This is a genomic window from Rhodococcus sp. FG69 (assembly GCF_057808915.1).
Genome location: NZ_JBMDIX010000012.1, coordinates 102,305 through 119,151, shown reverse-complemented (window position 1 = coordinate 119,151; position 16,847 = coordinate 102,305). Strand labels below are relative to the sequence as shown.

Below are 16,847 nucleotides of genomic sequence, written 5' to 3'. Positions count from 1 at the left end.
GGACTTTCGTCCTATCTAGGCCATACGATTTTCGTTCGGTCCTTGGACGCTCGAACCAGTCTGTCCGTCGCAGAGCGGCTACCTTGACCGATGACAGTGCGAGTTGATGCGATCGCGACAACGAGCCAAGGGGCCGCTTCGCGCTGGATCAGTACGCCTCCAGCAGTTGCGCTTGTTGGTTCACCAGGTTGACCAGATCCGACTTGGCGCCATTTGGCACTCCGTCACTCCTGCGCCCGACCGACACGGCCACGAATATCCCTCGCACACGCAATTCACCTGGCTGGACGAGAATCAACGGCTCTTCATCGAAGCTGGTAATTCGGCAAGAATTGATCGTATATCCCGGCGGTAGCAAGGCAGACACGCCGATACCGTACAAATCGCAAGCAACAACCCGTTTGATATCAGCAGAACGGCAACCTCGCTAAGCGGATCATCAAGGCTAAACACAGTCACCGCGCCAGGAACCATGAACGAAAGCAACGTGACGATTATTAACCGCATCGAAACAAAAAGAACTGACAGCGTATCCGCAGAAGATCGCTGCTTTGCCATAAACGTACTGGCCAACCAGATTAGAATACATCCGATCGCGTACGAAAAGGCAACATACTCGACTCCAGATGAACACAGCACAACGGTCAGAAAAATCATTGCAACACGGCCAGGGAGCTCGGCCAAGAGCAAACTTCCCATTTTTGCCTCGGATAGAAATATCCAATAATAGACATATCCTAAAGCTTGAAACACACCACCAAACGCCAAAATTCGAATAACGGACTCTGCATCTGACCACTGTGAACCCAGAACTACATCCGAGACCAGCGCGGCATTAATGCCAAGCAAGACGAGAACAGGCACGAGGACGTACGAGAAGGCAACGTGCAGACGCGTAACACTTCGTCCGTAGTTCTCCGTCGATACCTGGCGCGAGAGATGGGGCAACAACACTCGCGTCATAGGCGCTGCAATTTGCGAGAGTGGGAGCATGAAAAGTTGAAATGACCGGTTGTACACCCCCGCCATCGATGCACCCAGCACTCTACCGACCGAAATTGTCTGCAGATTGACGCTTAAATAGTTGACCAACTGAGTCAATGTCGTAGCAGCACTGAACCCCAAAAAGGCCCGAATAGATACACCCCGCCGAGGCCAGCTAGGGACCCACCGACTCGCGGCAGCCAGGCCGACAGCCCCTACGAGCGCAACCGCCACCTGTTGCCAGGCCAGTGCGTAAACGCCAAGCCCTGATAGGGCTAACACTACAGCAATAACAAGACCAAGGATCTGCGGCAAAATTTCTACCAACGCCAGCGTTCCAAAACGTAATCTACGAGTAAGTAGCACCCTAAATTGGACTGACATTCCATTGAATAGAAACACGAGACTCAGGAGACTGATTACTTCCTGAAGTGATGGGCTACCATAGAAGTCAGCGACAGGACCGGCTGCGACGTTTATACATCCGCACACAAATATTCCGATAGCAGTATTGATCCAGAACAACGTGGACGATTCATGATCGGACAGTGAACGACGTTGAATCGCAGCCATCGAGAGTCCGAAATCTGAAAGCACCGCCGCAACTCCGATAACTGAACTTACCATTGCAACAGCACCGAAATCCGCCGGTTCCAAGATCCTGCTCAAAATCGCAAGGGACAAGATTTGAGTGCCAAAGCGAAGAATCTGGCCGGCTAAGGTGGCTCCGATACCACCCTTCACAGAGTCGAAGCGAAATCGCGACATCAAGCTCTACGTTCCACTGCCGAGATATACACTTCGCTATGTCGTCGACCGATGAAGTCCCATTCTCGCTCAACACCGAACGTAACACGCTGCTTCGGAATGCCCTTCGATCGAGCAGAATTAATGGCTTCAGATGTCAGTGGAGGATTGAACTGACTGATCCAAACACTGCCAAACTCTTTGACCATGGAATCCGCAACCGCACCAGCAGGCAATAGGATGGGGGTGCCGAGCGAAAGCGCCAGTAATGCTACGCCTGAATTAAACAAAGTGGAGTACGGCAAGACGATCAGTCTGGCATTTTGCGCCTCTTTGACTACCTCAACATCTGTCAAATACCCGAATGCCAACGAGACTCGGGAGTCCTGAGCCGCCGCTAATGTAATGTCGCCCTTTAAAGAATCATCGTCAATTCCACCCGCGACTCTGAGTTCGAGATCCTCATCGTCAATCTCTCGAAAAGCCTTGATCAGGCCCAGAACGTTCTTATACGGACGGATCAAGCCGAAAAATAGAATACGATTAGGGACGTGATCGCAGCGGTCGATCTGGAGGTGCTGACCGGCGTACCAGTCGCGGTAGTGACCGTGAAGAATTGTGTGAATATTTCCGCGAAGCGAATCGACGCCTACTGCGCCGTTTAGATCAATGTAGTCAAAACACATGGCATCAATCCACTTAAATGCAAGGCCCTCAGTCAGTGACGCCGACTTCTCATGAGGTGAAACGTTGTGGACTGTACGCACAATTGGAATTCCACAAATCCATATCCTTAACAGGACGGCGAACAAGACAATGCATCGCGCCTCGCTTGCAAACCTTCCACGGCGACGTACCATAGCTTCCGGCCAATGAACATGGAACACATCGTAACCCCCGCGCAAAGCGTACCTCCATGAAAAGGGCATCGATACGACGTTGCTTGGTAGACTCCGGTCAAGGAGGTGTACAAATGGATTGGACTGGTCCGACACAGACGTAAACGACTGCATTACGACTAGCGGGTCAATGCGCGCGGTGCCGGATCGATACCTTTTCCTACGCTGACGTAAGCCCATCAAAGGAACCTTCTCAACACATTTGCATATCTTCGTGCGATTGATTCCGCCCCGAACTCTTTCGCGGCCGCACGTCCAGTATCCCTCGCTTGCTGAATATCTTTATCGTACCTGCCAATAGATACCGCGTCGAAGAATTCTGATATGTCGGCGTCACGCTCTAGAATGACTCCTATGCCAACGGAGTCGATAATCTCAGCAGGACCATCACCTTCTAACGCTACTGGAAGGCGACCAACTTCTAGAGCCTCAATCATTGTTCGTCCAAACGCCTCGTGTTCGGATGCGTTGAGTACGCAGTCACATTCCGCCAATAGCGGATACACATCGTCAACTCTATCTATTACACGTATCGCCAACTGACTCTTCAAGACCCTGACCCTGATCTCCGATTCAAACGCAGACCGTTGCGCCTCATCAGAAACCCCGCCAATCAGCCACAGTTCCAAATTGTCCTTGTTTGACTTTTCAAACCCTTCGACTATCCTGCGGATACCTTTATGCTCCACCATTTGCCCGCAAACAGCCACTCTCATCCGATTGCAGAGCCTCGGAGGCGCCGCTGCAACCGCTGATGACGGTTTGAGTGGGCGAGGCACTCGATGCGATTCTGTGAGTGAATCCAAACCATACGACCTAAGCAGGGTTGCTGAAGGGGATATGACAGCGGTGCTGTATCGGCCGATACAGCCAATCAGAGCTTTACCAAACTCACTGGTAATTGTGTCATGCAAATCCACTATGTACGGCTTATTAACGAGCATCGTTGCCAATCGCAACTCTGCCAAATTCCACAAACTGAAGCCGACAACCAGGTCATATCTGCGGACCGTTCGGGTAAATGTCGCTACGCCTTGCAGAACTGCGAACATTTCGCCAAGTTTCTGCAGGCGCGACGACTTCGAGAAGCTTCCTCCAGCGCCGAATACACGGTGTTCAGGAAATTTCACTACTTGATAGTTCAGACCCTCCCCATCAAGCCGTGCCGTTAGAGGCGAGTCTTCGGGGATGACTACAGTTGCATCAATCCCAAGCTTCTGAATTTCACCAAGAATCAGAAGGAGGCTCTCCTCCGCGCCCCAGACCTGTGGCGACCTCGTAACAAAGGCCACCTTCATGGTCACGGCACGACCCGAAGCTTGGTTGGACCGACTGCGCGGTCGTCTAGACGTACGATTTGGCCACCACTGCCGCTTGATCGAGAACGTGCGTTTGCGTTCTGGTCATTGTATTTATCGAACATATTACTATCCTCTGAGTGTTTTTTCAGCACAATTCCCAGAAGCACCCACGGATATGCGTACCAAAGGGGGTTGGTCGTAATAGAAACCAGTACTATCGTCAGCGTTATCAATATACCGCGTCGGCCCAGGCGGAGTGCTACCAGAACCAGTGCCCCGACAAACAACAGTGCACCAATTAGGCCAGTGTCGTAGATTAGAGCTAGCCACCAAAAGGAGAGGTAGTCTTGACCGTTGGACGCGGTCTCGTTGATCTCAGTTTGCGGATACGCGTTTACTCCTCGTCCAATCCACCATCCGGTGTTCCGAATAATTTCTAGTGCATTATCCGCCGAGTAGGACCTGGACCTACCCGTTCCCGATGATGTATCGAACAAATCCGTAAACCGCTGTTGCAATGTGTCGACAAACTCTGACCCTAACCCAAGAGTAGGTCCGACCCTTGGAAAAACGAAAACAGCAGTCACTGCGGATACAGCAGTGAAATACCACGTCCTGAACGAGGCGTGCCGCAAGTAGAAAATCGTCGCGAGTAGGGCGTAAATTGGCCAGGAGACCCGAGTGAGCGACACAAAGATTAGAAAGCCCGATGTTGCGAATTGCATGACGAGCATTGATGGCTTGATCTTTGATGCAAACGCAAGAGAAACGCACAACGACATCAATAGGAACGACGCGAGGATATTCGGCTCCAACATCAGGCCTTTGGCCCGGATGAAGCCGTTGTTGTAGTCTCTCTCAGCAAACAACGACGCGCTACCCGCGATCTGTTCAGTGATCCATCCGACGATGCAGATTGAGGCATATGCGATCGCAACGCCTGCGCTATCTCGTGCCCAGGACTCTGCGCTGCGATCAGATTTATAGACCAAAATCAATCCGTAAAAGCCAATTGCAAGCCACATGCACAATTTCAGACTTTGGGCGGGAAGCGGCGCTGCAACGATGCTCGTCGTGATCGCGATCGCAAACCAGGCCGTCAGTAGGAATGCGGCACTCAGGAGTGTAGACGATGATTGGACAGCTTTAGAATTTAGCTTTGAACGTATCAAGTGGAGCGTCAAGACCGCGATCGCTAGATGCTCGGGTAAAACTGAAACCGGCCCGACGTCGAGCTTTAAGCCCGACAATCCAAGACAGAAGAGGAGCAGAATGCCTGCAGCATGCTCGTACTTCATGGCCGACGCAAGTACTGTGACTACAGCGAGGGCAAGCAAAACTACACCTACGCTGGCGATTCCAACCGAGGCAGACTCAGCAACTATGTAGAGAAGTCCGAGCACCACTACTGATGAAATTACAAGAGCAATCGCGATCGATGCGGATCGCCGATCGTGAATCCGAGTCGCCATCAGGAGCTCCAGCCTGTCATAGTTACTGCTCAAGCATTCCTAGAATGCGCGACTTGTGCAAGCGCCTTCAGGATTATGGTCTGCTCAGGCGACGGGGGCATCCGATGCACGTCGCGATCCAATCAATTTAGCTGGAACGCCACCGACAATTGTCATCTCGTCTATGTTGCCCCGTACGACAGCTCCGGCAGCCACCACAACACCCTTTCCGAGCTTCGCACCAGCCAGTATCGTCGCACCCGCGCCAATCCACACGTCGTCATCGATGTGTATAGATGCTCGCGTTTCGCCTTGCGCTCTAATCGGCGTCTCAGGATCGGAAATATTGTGATTTTCAGAGACAATAGTCACATTCGGCCCGAGCAGGCAGTCGTTCCCTATGTACACCCCGCCCTGGCCTAAAATGATGTTTCGCGCCCCAATCGCGGTCCGGCTTCCAACGCTTATACCGACACCTATGTTTCTAATTACTCCACTTCCTCTCAAGACGGCGTATTCATCTATTGTGGAACGTGCGCCGATTCTTACACCCTCCAGCGACAAAGCGTTGATTAGCACTCCGTGCGCGAGAACAACGCTTTTCCCCAATTTGAGCTGAGCTCCTCCTCGGATCCGGACTTGCGGTCCAATGTATGCAGCAGGGAAACCTCTGCGAACAGATCGGATCTTCTGTGTAATCTTGCCGCCGACCTCTCGCGCTAGATATCCGTTGCTGACGTTGGAGTCGACGGCTGCGTCTAGTCCTCGTGCGCGGCTATATAGATTATTTATGATGTTTCTAAGCAAGACTGCTCCTAATCTCCGAAGATTGGAGTGAATCCTGGATAATCACAGTTCGCATTGTGCGCACTACCGATCCCCAGGATTTACCAGCAATTTCTGGGCGTCGACCCTTGCCCTCTTTAATGATCCGGACAATGGCCGCAGCTATCAGATCCGTTGAATGTGGTTCAACGTAATCAGCGCTATCTCCTAGAACTTCGTGGAATATGTTGATATCGCTAACCAACACTGCAGCGCCCAACATCGAAGCTTCGATTGGCGGAAGACCAAACCCTTCGTCCAGAGAAAGGTAACAGAATAGTGCGCAGTTGCCGTATAGCCATCGTAGGTTTTCGTCAGCCACATGCCCCATGAAGATGACTTTGCCCGATTCGACAGCGGCCTGTATCTCGGACCCGAGCTCAGCAAACCTGCCTGATTTTTCGCCCACAATGACTAGTGGGAAGTCTGCCGACAGAGCAGTCGATTGCACCGCAGCCTCAATCGTCCTTTTGAGGTTTTTTCTCACATTTAGTCGACCGACTGACAAGATAAACTTGTTGGAGGTCAGGTCTACATCGGGTCTGACTGAACTATCGAACAGTGAGCTTGGAGCAGCTAACCCAGTCGGGATTACATCGCCGGGGGCTCTCCCTGAGAATCGGGTAATCCGCCTGCGCTCAGTAGTAGACGAGGTAAATATGGTGCTACAGAGTTTGAGACTGGGAAATATGGCGGATAAGTATGCTCGCTCGCGTCGGGTAAACCATTCAGGATTTGTCTTGAAGATTGCATCGTGAACATAGACAAACGATCGTCTACCCGGCGCTGCGAAGTTTTGCGACAACATAACGTCAAATTTGTGTTGCCTCGCTATAAGCGGTAGCAAGGCGAAGTTGTTGATTGGGTGCAACCGAAATGGTGTCCGAAATATCTCCACTTCATCGGGGACTGTTACCTCGATACCAGCTGCGGACGGTACGAGGAGCCCCAACTCGTCGCGTGGGAATTCGCTTTGCCATGCTTTAACTATTTCTCTTAAGACCATCTTTCCGGACGGGGGGCCATCCTCCCACCAGTACCCATCCAACAAAATGCGCAGCCTAGGGTCAGTAGACACGGGTAGCCTCGGATCGTCCCGCGTGTATTATCCAAACCGGTGAGTGTGGCATTTTCATCATGCTTTTGCTCGCCCCACGGGTTGAAGTGCTTCTGAGAGGGCCTTCGCGTAACGGTCGCAGACATCCTTCCAGCTGTAGTCACTCGCAGCTCGTGCTGCTGCAGCGCAACTCAGACTTTCCATTAGTTCAGCGTCTTTTAGCAGAGAAGTAGTAGTCTGAAAGATATCTTCGCTAGTTGGTGTTGTGAACACTCCCGAGCTGCCCAACACTTCCCGATTGTAAACGGTATCGCGCGCGACAATTGGTGCGCCGCAGGCCATAGCTTGCACGAGCGCCGGATTGGTTCCACCTACACTGTGGCCATGGAAATACGCGCCGGCGTTTTGCCAGAGAGAGAAGAGCTTTCGGTCGTCGCTCAGATGTCCGAGCCAATGGACCCGGTGAGCGCGATCGGCGAGCGACCTTACTCGATCCTCTATCTCACCACCGTACCCTGACGACCCTACAATGACGACAACATGACTCGCTGATATTCTTTCCGCCGCTTCGATGAATTCGTTGATTGAATTTTCCGGCACGAACCGAGCAACCAAAAGAACGTATTTCCTGCGTTCGAATGGCTTCACCAGGGGTAGCTGCTCAGGAGCATCGCCACCGTAGGGAATAAATATCCCGGACCTTCTGAACTGAGACTGCCATCGTCTTTCAATTTCGATCGAGTCGCAAACAATGTGGTCTGCGTATTTGCCAGTCATCGCGGCTCCGCCGCGAAATACTGACTTTGCGACACGACCCCACTTGTCCCGTTCCCATTCGATCCCATCTACGTTGACAACCGTCGGAATCGATCTGGCCCGTAGTGCTGGAAGCCAATAACCGTTGGCGACATTCATGACAAGAGCGACGTCCGGCTTACTTCGTACCACATCGATGGTAGAACTGAGTCCGAAGGAGAGCGTACTTATCGATCGGGTGTCGAGGCCGTAGGATGTTTTGGACTTGACTCTGGGGTCTACTGTCGGATCGTCGTCTTTGATCGCGTCGGCGCGTCCGTACACCGTGACGTCCCACCCGTCATCGGCTAGAGATGGGGCAAGGCGTCGAACCAATGTCTCGAATCCGCCGTAGTAGCTCGGATATCCCCTTGTTCCTAGAATTGCAACTGACCTGCCCACAACAGGTGTCCTCTCAATCAAGTACTTTCGCCAACGGTGCGCAAGAGTTCGCTAGTAAGCGCCGTCGCTAACCGCAACTGCCTTCACCGTCTTCGCGATGATCAGCAGGTCGCCGACCATCGACCAGTTCTCCACGTACGAAAGATCAAGCCGCACTGTTTCTTCCCAGGACAGATCCGACCTACCGCTGACCTGCCACAAGCCGGTGATGCCAGGCTTGACCAACAGCCGACGGCGAACGTCACCATCGTATGTCTCAACTTCACGGCGAAGAGGCGGCCTCGGTCCGACTACGCTCATTTCCCGTCTGAGCACGTTTATGAATTGGGGTAGCTCGTCGATGCTGAAACGCCGCATGAACTTCCCGACCTTGGTGACTCGCGGATCGTCACGCATCTTGAACAAGACACCGCCCTCGCTCTCGTTCTGAGCAAGAAGAGAGTCCACCTTTTGATCGGCGTCCTGAACCATGCTGCGAAACTTGATCATCGGGAAGGGCTTGCCGTCGATGCCCATTCGCTCCGACCTGTAGAAGATCGGTCCGCGGCTAGTAGCCTTCACCGCGACCGCTGCAATCAAGAGAATCGGTGCGATCACGAGAAGGACTGCAGTAGCGAAGAGGAAGTCGAATGCGGTCTTGCTGAAGCGCGTTGCACCGTTGTACTGAGGCTTCTCGACATGGATCAATGGAAAGCCAGCGACTGGGCGCATGACCAGGCGGGGTCCTGCGACATCGACGACGCCAGGTGCGACTACAAGGTCGACGTTCTTCTTCTCGAGGTCCCACACCATCTTGCGAATGCCCTTGGTACCTAGATGTTCGGTCGCGGTCACTGCGACCGTATCGGCCCCTGAGGTCTCGATAGCTTCGACAACGCTGTACTCGTCGCCCAGGACAGGAATCTCGTAGCCATCCAGAAAGATTGCGTCGCGCTCCGGCTCGTATCCAGGCAGGCACATCCCCACCACGCTGTACCCGGCGCCCGGTGATCGCTCGAACTGCTTGGCCATCGATACCGCGGCCTTGCGGCTGCCCACGATCAACACAGCCGTTTGGTACTTCCCTTTGCTGCGCTGCTTGGAGACACCCTTCCGCCACAGCCACCGACTGACCAGCAGCCCGAGCAGCCCAACAGGAAGGGCAATAGCGAGATAGAGCCTCGCGATGTCTATCTTCAATAACAGGGAGAGAATTGCGATGACTCCGAAAAGGCGGAACGTAGCGGAAACGATCCGGCGATACTCTTCAGCCCCGTTGCCGATGACGCGGGGAGAGCGTGTTCGAAAGATTGCGAGAAAGGCGATCCATAGCGCTGCTAGTCCGACCGAGACACCTGTGTAGCTTGCGAGCGCTTTCGCGCCCTCAACCTGTAGTTCACCGAACCGAATGAGTTGAGCGGTCGCCACCGCTGCGATCACGACCGCCACGTCGGTGACTCTGAGCCTGTCGACGTACTGGCGCTCCCACACCCGTCTCGACGTCAGATGGTTGACTCTCTCCACGGGCTTCTGGGCCTTGTCAGTAGCACCCCCGCGTGGAGTCTGCTGCACCGTTCCGATTGTTGCCACCGACCCCCCCTCCTCACTTCTGCCTTGCAGCTTGTGCCGACTGCCTTTGGTACATGAACTGTGGTCACGACACGTCGTCACTGACATGAGGACCGGTTGTAACTCTGTCGCGCTGCTCAAGCATTCAAATTTTCGCACGCTATCTGTAAAGCGACTCGCTGAGTGGGTCACATCACAAAATGATTACACCGACCCAGTTTGTTTACCACACTCACGATCGACCCGCGGGGTTTGCGCGTGAGAACTTCCGGCACAGAATGAATCGACAATCAGTCAACATTTGTTACCGAGGTATCGAGTCGACCTCGACTTCTTGTCGAATCTCACTGCGCTACAGACGATCTCTGAGTTCAAATCACAACAGTTTCCACTCCACCGGCGAAGTAACACAGGCGAAACATTAATGCACGATTGGTTCTCTTATCAGAAGGAGGAATTCAGACGAAGCAATCCCGTGGATGATTCACCGGTAGCAACCGGTGATTGTGCCCGGTTCGGTATGACTACACAAACGTGCTGCAAGGAATCTGTAGGTCAATCGAATGACCCCAATTTTTCGTCCCGAGAGGTAGACGAAGTCAGTCTCCAGGGATGGCTACGGTCGCCCAAGCCCGCGGTAGGTCCAGCCAGCTGCCCGCCATTCCTCCGGGTCGAGACAGTTACGGCCGTCGATCAAGGTTTTCGCCCGAACCACCCCATCGAAATCGGCAGGCTTCAGCGCCTTGAACTCTTTCCACTCGGTGAGCACCAAGACGACGTCGGCGCCCTCGCACGCATCGAGCGCCGAGGCACTGTAGCCAAGCGTCGGGAAGAGCGCCCGCGAGTTGTCCATCGCTTTGGGGTCGTAGACATTCACAGCGGCGCCCTGAAGCTGGATCTGACCAGCGACGTTGAGGGCAGGCGAGTCTCGGACGTCGTCAGAGTCGGGCTTGAACGCAGCACCCAGGACGCCGACACGAGCACCGAGGAGGGACCCGCACGCTTCCCTGGCCAGCTCCACCATGCGGGTACGCCGACGCATATTGATGTTGTCGACCTCACGAAGGAACGTCAATGCCTGGTCAGCGCCTAGCTCGCCCGCACGGGCCATGAACGCACGGATGTCCTTGGGGAGGCAACCACCACCGAACCCGATACCTGCGTTCAAGAACTTTCGACCGATACGGTCGTCGTGACCGATCGCATCGGCCAGGATCTTCACGTCCGCGCCGGAGGCTTCACAGACCTCAGCGATCGCGTTGATGAACGAGATCTTGGTGGCCAGGAACGCGTTGGCGGAAGCCTTGACCAGCTCAGCTGTCGCCAGATCGGTCACTAGGAACGGGATGTTCTCGTCGAGGAGCTGCGCGTAGACCTCGCGGGCGAGCGCTTCCGCGCGACCTGGCCTGTCGCGATCCACCCCCAGAACCAGTCTGTCGGGATGCAGGGTGTCCTGGACGGCAAACCCCTCGCGCAGGAATTCCGGGTTCCATGCGATCTCGACGTCGTCACCTGCGGGCGCGAGCTCGCGAGCAAGCGCACCCAAACGGGCGGCGGTACCGACGGGGACTGTTGACTTGCCGAAGACGACGGCCGGCTTGGTAAGCAATGGGGCAAGGGTCTCAATAACGGAGTCGACGTAGATCATGTCGGCCGCGAATTCGCCCTTCTTCTGCGGTGTACCCACGCCGAGGAAGTGGACGTCTGCGAACTCAACAGCCTCTTCATACGAAGCAGTGAACCGGAGTCGTCCCGCCGCGATGTTGCGCTGAAGGACCTCTTCGAGCCCAGGCTCGTAGAACGGGACCTCACCTGCTTCGAGCTTGGCAATCTTGGCCGGGTCGACGTCGACGCCCAGCACCTCGTGGCCCAACTCGGCCATGCAGGCCGCATGAGTCGCTCCGAGATAGCCGGTCCCGAACACTGTGATCCGCATATTGCTTGTCATCCCCCGTGTGAACCCGAACTAGAGAATCCGAGTGGTTGTGCAGAAGTAAGGTTCGGTGCGTCGGCGTCGACGGCCTGCCCTCGCATGCACATGATAGTCGGAAGGACCAACCGACCGCGCGCCCTACTCTGCTTCCTGCGGCGTCCTGTTCGAACTCACAAACCTCGACACTTGCCGCGAGATCGCTGCCGGGCCAACGGAACACAAACACCTGATGAACCAAGCGTCGTTCTTCTTTTTCGATGTAGTTCATGCGAACGACACGTTTGTCGGGTAAGAATCATCGCGATCAAAACAGTGGACATCCATCGCCCCGCGTCAGAAAATAGTCTTTCCCGACCGAAAGAGGTGACACCATGTCCGATGCTCAGTACAACCAGATCGATGACGAGGTCCGTACCCTCGTTCGGCTCTGCGGGTACTCACCGGAGCGTGCTCGCACAGAGCTCGACGCTCTCTCGTACCGCGATAAGGTCGGGTTGATCCCCGCCGCCCATGCACTCCAAATTTTGGCAAGAACTGCAAGTGCCACCGACGAGTCCGAGGCACTCGTTGCGAACCGTCAGCGGTGGCGCGCGATCCTCCGGGGTTCCGAGAACTGGTCCGAGTCGCTCGCTGCCTGACTCTGTTCGTGGGCTGGACTGGCCCACGTTCGGAAGTGACTAGCAGCGTTCGATTGCCGAAGATCGTGACGGAGTACGCATGTAGTCTGCGGCGATGCGTCGCGTCTCCCTCACACAGTTGACTGCGGCGCTTCACGAGTCTTGGGGCCCGGACACCTGCGCACCCGAAAACGTCAGCTCCTGGACAGAGGCGAACCCGTCGCGCGGACAGTGCGCCACGACCGCAATCGTTGTCCACGACTACTTCGGCGGCGAACTCGTTCGCGGCGAGGTACACGTCGGTGGCGTGCAAGTGACTACCACTGGTGGAACCGATTGCCAGACGGAACGGATATCGATCTGACCCGCGGCCAATTCTCATCGGATGAAAAGGTGACGGGCCGCGTTGTCATCCCCCGCCCAACTGGGGCGACTCGGCTGGATCGCGAGTACGCCCTCCTCGCGAACCGCGTCGCCGCGAAGATCCCATAGTCTCGCTCGGGTGTGGCGAGGCCCATCTGGCCGGCGGCGGTGAACCGGGCCACGTCGCGGCGGCGGTCGAGGCCACCACCGCGTTCTACGTCACTGGGGACGGACGGTGAAGTCCCACAACTCGGTTCGAGATCGGGCCGCCTCGCGACAGGCGTTCCAGAGACCTGCATCGACCGGTAGTTGAGGCATCGGACGCAGTTCTGGCCAGTAGTGAAAGTCGGTCACCGCGTTGGTGTGAACGCGGGGGCGAGCGTTGCCACGGCCAGCTCGAACGCGGCATCGACGCGGTCGACGTCGCCCGTCGCTACGAGGTCGAGGTGCAGTCCTCTGAGAACCGCCAACACCAGGGTGGCTGCGTGGCGTGCAACAGAGGGATCGACTCCGTCGCCGATCAAAGGGGCCTCGATCTGCGGCAGCCAGTCGGTGACGATCGAGTCGGTGAACCACCGATACTGCTCGGGGTGATGCGAGGCCAAGCCGAACAGCTCGAACATCATTCGGAACTGCCGACTCTGCGCAGGGTCCAACCATCGCCGCCACAGGGTGCGGAGCGTCTCCAATGGAGTTAGACCTACGAGCTCGGGGTCTTCGCGGAGGGTGGCGAGCAGGTCCTCGTTGATGGCGCGGGTGATCTCCTCGACGAGCGCTTCCTTCGACCTGAACTGACGTACCACCGTCGCGATGGTCACCCCCATCGCTGAGGCCAGAGGCCGCAGCGTGAGATCCGAGACGCCATGGTCGAGGACGTAGTGGGTGGCGGCGGCCACCAATTCCGGTCGACGGTGTGCCCAGCGGGCGGCGCGGCCGTCGACCGAAGCGTTGGGCTCGTCGCCTCCTCGATCCATACGGTCACTCTAACGATGGATATAACCGGATCGACCGATTGCCAAATCGAACGATCCGTGTAGATTCACGCGCATGTCCAATCGCCACGTCGTCCTTGTTCACGGCACCTGGGGCCGGGGTACCCCCACATGGTGGGGCTCAGCCTCGCAGGCCTTCACCGACCGCGGGTTCACCGTCCACACTCCGACCCTGCGTCACCACGAACTACCCCGCGAAGAAGGTGCGCCACTGATCGCGGGCCTCAGTCTGCGGGACTACACCGACGACCTGGTCGAGCTGTGCCGATCCCTGGATTCCCCGCCCCTGGTGGCAGGGCTCTCGATGGGCGGACTGCTGGTGCAGTTGGTCGCAGCGCGAACCCCGACCGCAGGTGTCGTCGCCGTAGCGCCGGCACCTGCAGCAGGCATCTTCGCCGTGTACCCGAGCATGATTCGCCTGTTCGGGACCCATTTCCTCCACCCCAGTGCGCCATGGCGTCGACCACTGATGCCCACCATGACCCGCTTCAAGGTCATCGCACAGCATCAGCCGCCCGAGCACGTCCGCGAACTCTTCGACGACGCAGTCGCCGAATCGGGCCGAGCGTATTGCGAGATGAGTTTCCCGTATCTGGACCGGCACCACGCGGCAACCGTCGACTTCGCCGCAGTCACCGCCCCTGTACTCGTGATCGGAGCCGAACAGGACAGGGCCGTCAACCCGAGAATCCCCCGCGCTACCGCACGGCGGTACTCCGACGCGGACCATATCGAGATCCCAGGAGCCGATCATGCACTGTTCGACCGGCCGTTCCTCGATCTGACCATGACCGCAATCGACAACTGGATGACCGAAACGGCGGTCTACGCCTGAACACAGTCCGACAATGCTCTGGGCGACTTACAGAGCATTGTCGGGCAGTGCAGCGACGTCGACCGTCCGTACCGGTCAGAGCTTCAGGGTGCGAGCGCGCCGTTGCGCGGCTGCAGCTGCCTGCTGCTCGTGTGCGAACAGCAGCCCGTACGTGAAACCGTTCTCTGCAGGCCGGGTTCCCGCCGCAGCTCCGAGGCGGCGAAGAAACTCTGCCGCGACCAAGCTGTCCTGGTGTTCGCCGAGCACTTCCTGCACGTGTTTGTAGCGCCGGATCTTCTTCTTGGCGTGCTTCTTGCCGACCAGCGGTGTCGCCAGCTCTGCGGCGTACCGGGCACGCTTGAACGCCTTACGGGCTCGGTGCAGGGCTTCGTCATCGCCGGCCTCGCCCGCGATCGCAGCCTTCAGCCGGGTACGGGCCTTCTTGCCGGCCTTGTTCGCCAGTGACGTCACGTTCCTGCGCGGCACGGAACGCACCGAGGAGTCGAGGGCGTCGAGTGCGCCTATCAGCGCGGCGTACCGATCGCCGGTGAGAACGGTATCGACATCAGCTCGGTAGGTGCGCTGTTCGGCAGCGAGGGTGGTCTCGATGTCGGCGGCCACGGGACCGAGCACCCACTCGTCGGGGAGATCGGCCACGGCTTGCGCGAAGCGAGCGCGCTGCACTTCGTGGTCGCGAACGTGGCCGAGGATCCCGGCGTACCAGGACAGTTCCTCGTCCAGATGGGTAGCGACGGCCGGGTCGAAGGTGTCGGCGAAGACGCGAAGCGTGCTGCGAAGTCTGCGGATGGCGACGCGCGTGGGATGGATCGGATCCTCGCCGCGGCGCAGCGCGGCATCGCCGTCTCGAATGGCACTGATCTGCTCACGCACGTAGGCGGCCACCGGTGCCGCAGCCGCATCTCGATGTGGTGTCGAGGAAATCGTCGATGTCGTCATCGGTATGGATGCCCCGAGTACATAGAGATCGAAACCATCACGATTCGGTCCCACGCTCCGAGGATTCACGCCGGGGAGTGGGGTTCGGTCCGGCGGCTCGGTGCCCACCGGGCTTGTCAGGCCAATATTGGGTTGTACATGGCGTTTTTTCAGTGTTCACCTTGTCGTCGCTCTATGGATGCTTGCAGCGTCTGCGAAGGTCGACTGGCCGGGTGATACTGCAGTCATGCCGTCGACACCCCACACCCCGCACGAGCGCGATCGGATGCTCGCGTTCGCCGTGCAGTGGATGCCCTACGGCGGCGGCGACGCCGAAGACATCATGGTCGCGTTCGGGATCCCGTCGGAGACGTATTTCCGCAGGCTGAGGCACCTACTTGCCGACCCGGGGCAGACCGTCGACCTCGACGCGCGGACCGTGGAAGCGTTGCTGCGGCTGTGCCGTGGCCGCCTCGAACACAGCGCAGCATCCGTCGGCCACCCACAGGTCGGGCAATGACCACCACGCGCGCAGTGGGCACAGTCACGGCGTCAGCGCAGTTCATCACGTATTCACCTGAGACAGACCACTCTTCACGTTCCGATGACCGGAAGATGAACGCACCCAGCACAAAGCCAACGCCACCAACCGCATCACGAAGAGCGCCCGACAGCTCCGATCGTGCGCAGGCGCAGGTCTTCGCTGCGATGTTGACCGCTGAAATCGACGCCGTCTCAGCGCTCGTCGACGAAGCCGAACTACTCGCCCACAAAGCCAGGCAAGTCGGCCAAGGCACCGCCCGGCTCTGGCACAACGAAGAAGCCCGTTCGCAGCGAAAGATGTTGTACCAGCTTCACCGCCAACTCGACGCCATCCACACGCGGTTTCCCGATGTCGCGGGGTAGGCACCGACGGCACGACCCCGAGACAGCGCAGGACCCCCTGTTGACCGCACCCCGAGCAGAGCGCATGGTTGAACTCATGACGACCACCACCGAACACGAGCACATCGACGCCGTCCGTGATCGCCTCGAAACCCTGTTTCCCGACGTGCCGCGGTCAGTCATCGACGAGACCATCGCCGCAGAGCACGCCCGCTTCGACGGCAACTCCATCCGCGACTTCGTCCCGTTGTTCGTCGAGCGCAAAGCCCGCAAAGCCCTCCAGACCCACTAGCGGCCC

General features: G+C 57.1%; 18 protein-coding genes. 7 read left to right on the top strand and 11 right to left on the bottom strand.

Features of this window, described 5'->3' with window-relative positions; translation table 11 throughout:
- Positions 1 to 294: 294 nt before the first annotated feature.
- The 9 genes from ACODSO_RS12060 to ACODSO_RS12020 all read right to left on the bottom strand — a co-directional run bounded on the left by ACODSO_RS12060 (position 295) and on the right by ACODSO_RS12020 (position 11,945).
- Positions 295 to 1,728 carry a lipopolysaccharide biosynthesis protein gene (locus tag ACODSO_RS12060; protein WP_068372570.1) on the bottom strand — a complete coding sequence of 478 codons (1,434 nt, stop codon included), beginning with the start codon at positions 1,726 to 1,728 and terminating at the stop codon, positions 295 to 297.
- A gap of 23 nt (positions 1,729 to 1,751) precedes the next feature.
- On the bottom strand, positions 1,752 to 2,498 hold the full coding sequence (locus ACODSO_RS12055) for a glycosyltransferase (protein WP_197480688.1): 747 nt from the start codon (positions 2,496 to 2,498) through the stop codon (positions 1,752 to 1,754).
- 311 nt (positions 2,499 to 2,809) lie between these two features.
- Positions 2,810 to 3,928: a glycosyltransferase family 4 protein gene (locus ACODSO_RS12050; protein WP_068372565.1), complete on the bottom strand. Its 1,119-nt coding sequence runs from the start codon at positions 3,926 to 3,928 to the stop codon at positions 2,810 to 2,812.
- Between the two features lie 2 nt (positions 3,929 to 3,930).
- Positions 3,931 to 5,436, bottom strand: coding sequence for an O-antigen ligase family protein (locus ACODSO_RS12045; RefSeq protein WP_156520292.1), 1,506 nt, complete (start codon positions 5,434 to 5,436; stop codon positions 3,931 to 3,933).
- A gap of 51 nt (positions 5,437 to 5,487) precedes the next feature.
- Complete coding sequence (locus tag ACODSO_RS12040; RefSeq protein WP_156520291.1) at positions 5,488 to 5,991, bottom strand: acyltransferase; 504 nt, start codon at positions 5,989 to 5,991, stop codon at positions 5,488 to 5,490.
- A gap of 190 nt (positions 5,992 to 6,181) precedes the next feature.
- Positions 6,182 to 7,015: a glycosyltransferase family 4 protein gene (locus ACODSO_RS12035; RefSeq protein WP_442971336.1), complete on the bottom strand. Its 834-nt coding sequence runs from the start codon at positions 7,013 to 7,015 to the stop codon at positions 6,182 to 6,184.
- Positions 7,016 to 7,342: 327 nt separating this feature from the next.
- Entirely contained in the window at positions 7,343 to 8,461 is a 1,119-nt protein-coding gene (locus ACODSO_RS12030) for a glycosyltransferase (protein WP_082897718.1), read from the bottom strand.
- Between the two features lie 51 nt (positions 8,462 to 8,512).
- Positions 8,513 to 9,964 carry a sugar transferase gene (locus tag ACODSO_RS12025; RefSeq protein WP_231912458.1) on the bottom strand — a complete coding sequence of 484 codons (1,452 nt, stop codon included), beginning with the start codon at positions 9,962 to 9,964 and terminating at the stop codon, positions 8,513 to 8,515.
- Between the two features lie 661 nt (positions 9,965 to 10,625).
- A complete protein-coding gene (locus tag ACODSO_RS12020; RefSeq protein WP_068372556.1) occupies positions 10,626 to 11,945 on the bottom strand; it encodes a UDP-glucose dehydrogenase family protein in 1,320 nt (439 codons plus the stop codon).
- A gap of 368 nt (positions 11,946 to 12,313) precedes the next feature.
- Here ACODSO_RS12020 and ACODSO_RS12015 point away from each other — a divergent pair, with 368 nt between their 5' ends.
- The 3 genes from ACODSO_RS12015 (at position 12,314) to ACODSO_RS12005 (ending at position 13,051) form a co-directional block, all read left to right on the top strand.
- On the top strand, positions 12,314 to 12,580 hold the full coding sequence (locus tag ACODSO_RS12015) for a hypothetical protein (RefSeq protein ID WP_068372554.1): 267 nt from the start codon (positions 12,314 to 12,316) through the stop codon (positions 12,578 to 12,580).
- 94 nt (positions 12,581 to 12,674) lie between these two features.
- Complete coding sequence (locus ACODSO_RS12010) at positions 12,675 to 12,923, top strand: YunG family protein (protein ID WP_442971334.1); 249 nt, start codon at positions 12,675 to 12,677, stop codon at positions 12,921 to 12,923.
- On the top strand, positions 12,896 to 13,051 hold the full coding sequence (locus tag ACODSO_RS12005) for a YunG family protein (RefSeq protein ID WP_442971333.1): 156 nt from the start codon (positions 12,896 to 12,898) through the stop codon (positions 13,049 to 13,051). Before ACODSO_RS12010 ends, ACODSO_RS12005 begins: the two co-directional genes overlap by 28 nt.
- 221 nt (positions 13,052 to 13,272) lie before the next feature.
- On the opposite strand, the gene ACODSO_RS12000 is transcribed toward ACODSO_RS12005, so the two are convergent.
- Positions 13,273 to 13,896, bottom strand: a complete 624-nt coding sequence (locus tag ACODSO_RS12000) for a TetR/AcrR family transcriptional regulator (RefSeq protein WP_068372552.1) — start codon at positions 13,894 to 13,896, stop codon at positions 13,273 to 13,275.
- Between the two features lie 73 nt (positions 13,897 to 13,969).
- Here ACODSO_RS12000 and ACODSO_RS11995 point away from each other — a divergent pair, with 73 nt between their 5' ends.
- A complete protein-coding gene (locus ACODSO_RS11995; protein WP_068372550.1) occupies positions 13,970 to 14,749 on the top strand; it encodes an alpha/beta hydrolase in 780 nt (259 codons plus the stop codon).
- Between the two features lie 75 nt (positions 14,750 to 14,824).
- Here the strand turns inward: ACODSO_RS11995 and ACODSO_RS11990 are convergent, their stop codons facing one another.
- Positions 14,825 to 15,739, bottom strand: a complete 915-nt coding sequence (locus ACODSO_RS11990; protein ID WP_068372547.1) for a CHAD domain-containing protein — start codon at positions 15,737 to 15,739, stop codon at positions 14,825 to 14,827.
- Positions 15,740 to 15,911: 172 nt separating this feature from the next.
- Here ACODSO_RS11990 and ACODSO_RS11985 point away from each other — a divergent pair, with 172 nt between their 5' ends.
- The 3 genes from ACODSO_RS11985 to ACODSO_RS11975 all read left to right on the top strand — a co-directional run bounded on the left by ACODSO_RS11985 (position 15,912) and on the right by ACODSO_RS11975 (position 16,841).
- A complete protein-coding gene (locus tag ACODSO_RS11985) occupies positions 15,912 to 16,184 on the top strand; it encodes a DUF3263 domain-containing protein (RefSeq protein WP_068372598.1) in 273 nt (90 codons plus the stop codon).
- Between the two features lie 188 nt (positions 16,185 to 16,372).
- A complete protein-coding gene (locus tag ACODSO_RS11980; RefSeq protein WP_156520290.1) occupies positions 16,373 to 16,570 on the top strand; it encodes a hypothetical protein in 198 nt (65 codons plus the stop codon).
- 76 nt (positions 16,571 to 16,646) lie between these two features.
- On the top strand, positions 16,647 to 16,841 hold the full coding sequence (locus tag ACODSO_RS11975) for a three-helix bundle dimerization domain-containing protein (protein WP_068372592.1): 195 nt from the start codon (positions 16,647 to 16,649) through the stop codon (positions 16,839 to 16,841).
- The last annotated feature ends 6 nt before the right edge of the window (positions 16,842 to 16,847 follow it).

Excerpts from the sequence above, each read along its gene's own strand:
- ACODSO_RS12010 (WP_442971334.1), top strand. The coding sequence starts at position 12,675 with ATGCGTCGCGTCTCCCTCACACAGTTGACTGCGGCGCTTCACGAGTCT.
- ACODSO_RS12000 (WP_068372552.1), bottom strand. The coding sequence starts at position 13,896 with ATGGATCGAGGAGGCGACGAGCCCAACGCTTCGGTCGACGGCCGCGCC.
- ACODSO_RS12020 (WP_068372556.1), bottom strand. The coding sequence starts at position 11,945 with ATGCGGATCACAGTGTTCGGGACCGGCTATCTCGGAGCGACTCATGCG.
- ACODSO_RS12050 (WP_068372565.1), bottom strand. The coding sequence starts at position 3,928 with ATGAAGGTGGCCTTTGTTACGAGGTCGCCACAGGTCTGGGGCGCGGAG.
- ACODSO_RS11995 (WP_068372550.1), top strand. The coding sequence starts at position 13,970 with ATGTCCAATCGCCACGTCGTCCTTGTTCACGGCACCTGGGGCCGGGGT.
- ACODSO_RS12015 (WP_068372554.1), top strand. The coding sequence starts at position 12,314 with ATGTCCGATGCTCAGTACAACCAGATCGATGACGAGGTCCGTACCCTC.
- ACODSO_RS11985 (WP_068372598.1), top strand. The coding sequence starts at position 15,912 with ATGCCGTCGACACCCCACACCCCGCACGAGCGCGATCGGATGCTCGCG.
- ACODSO_RS12035 (WP_442971336.1), bottom strand. The coding sequence starts at position 7,015 with ATGTTGTCGCAAAACTTCGCAGCGCCGGGTAGACGATCGTTTGTCTAT.
- ACODSO_RS11975 (WP_068372592.1), top strand. The coding sequence starts at position 16,647 with ATGACGACCACCACCGAACACGAGCACATCGACGCCGTCCGTGATCGC.
- ACODSO_RS11980 (WP_156520290.1), top strand. The coding sequence starts at position 16,373 with ATGTTGACCGCTGAAATCGACGCCGTCTCAGCGCTCGTCGACGAAGCC.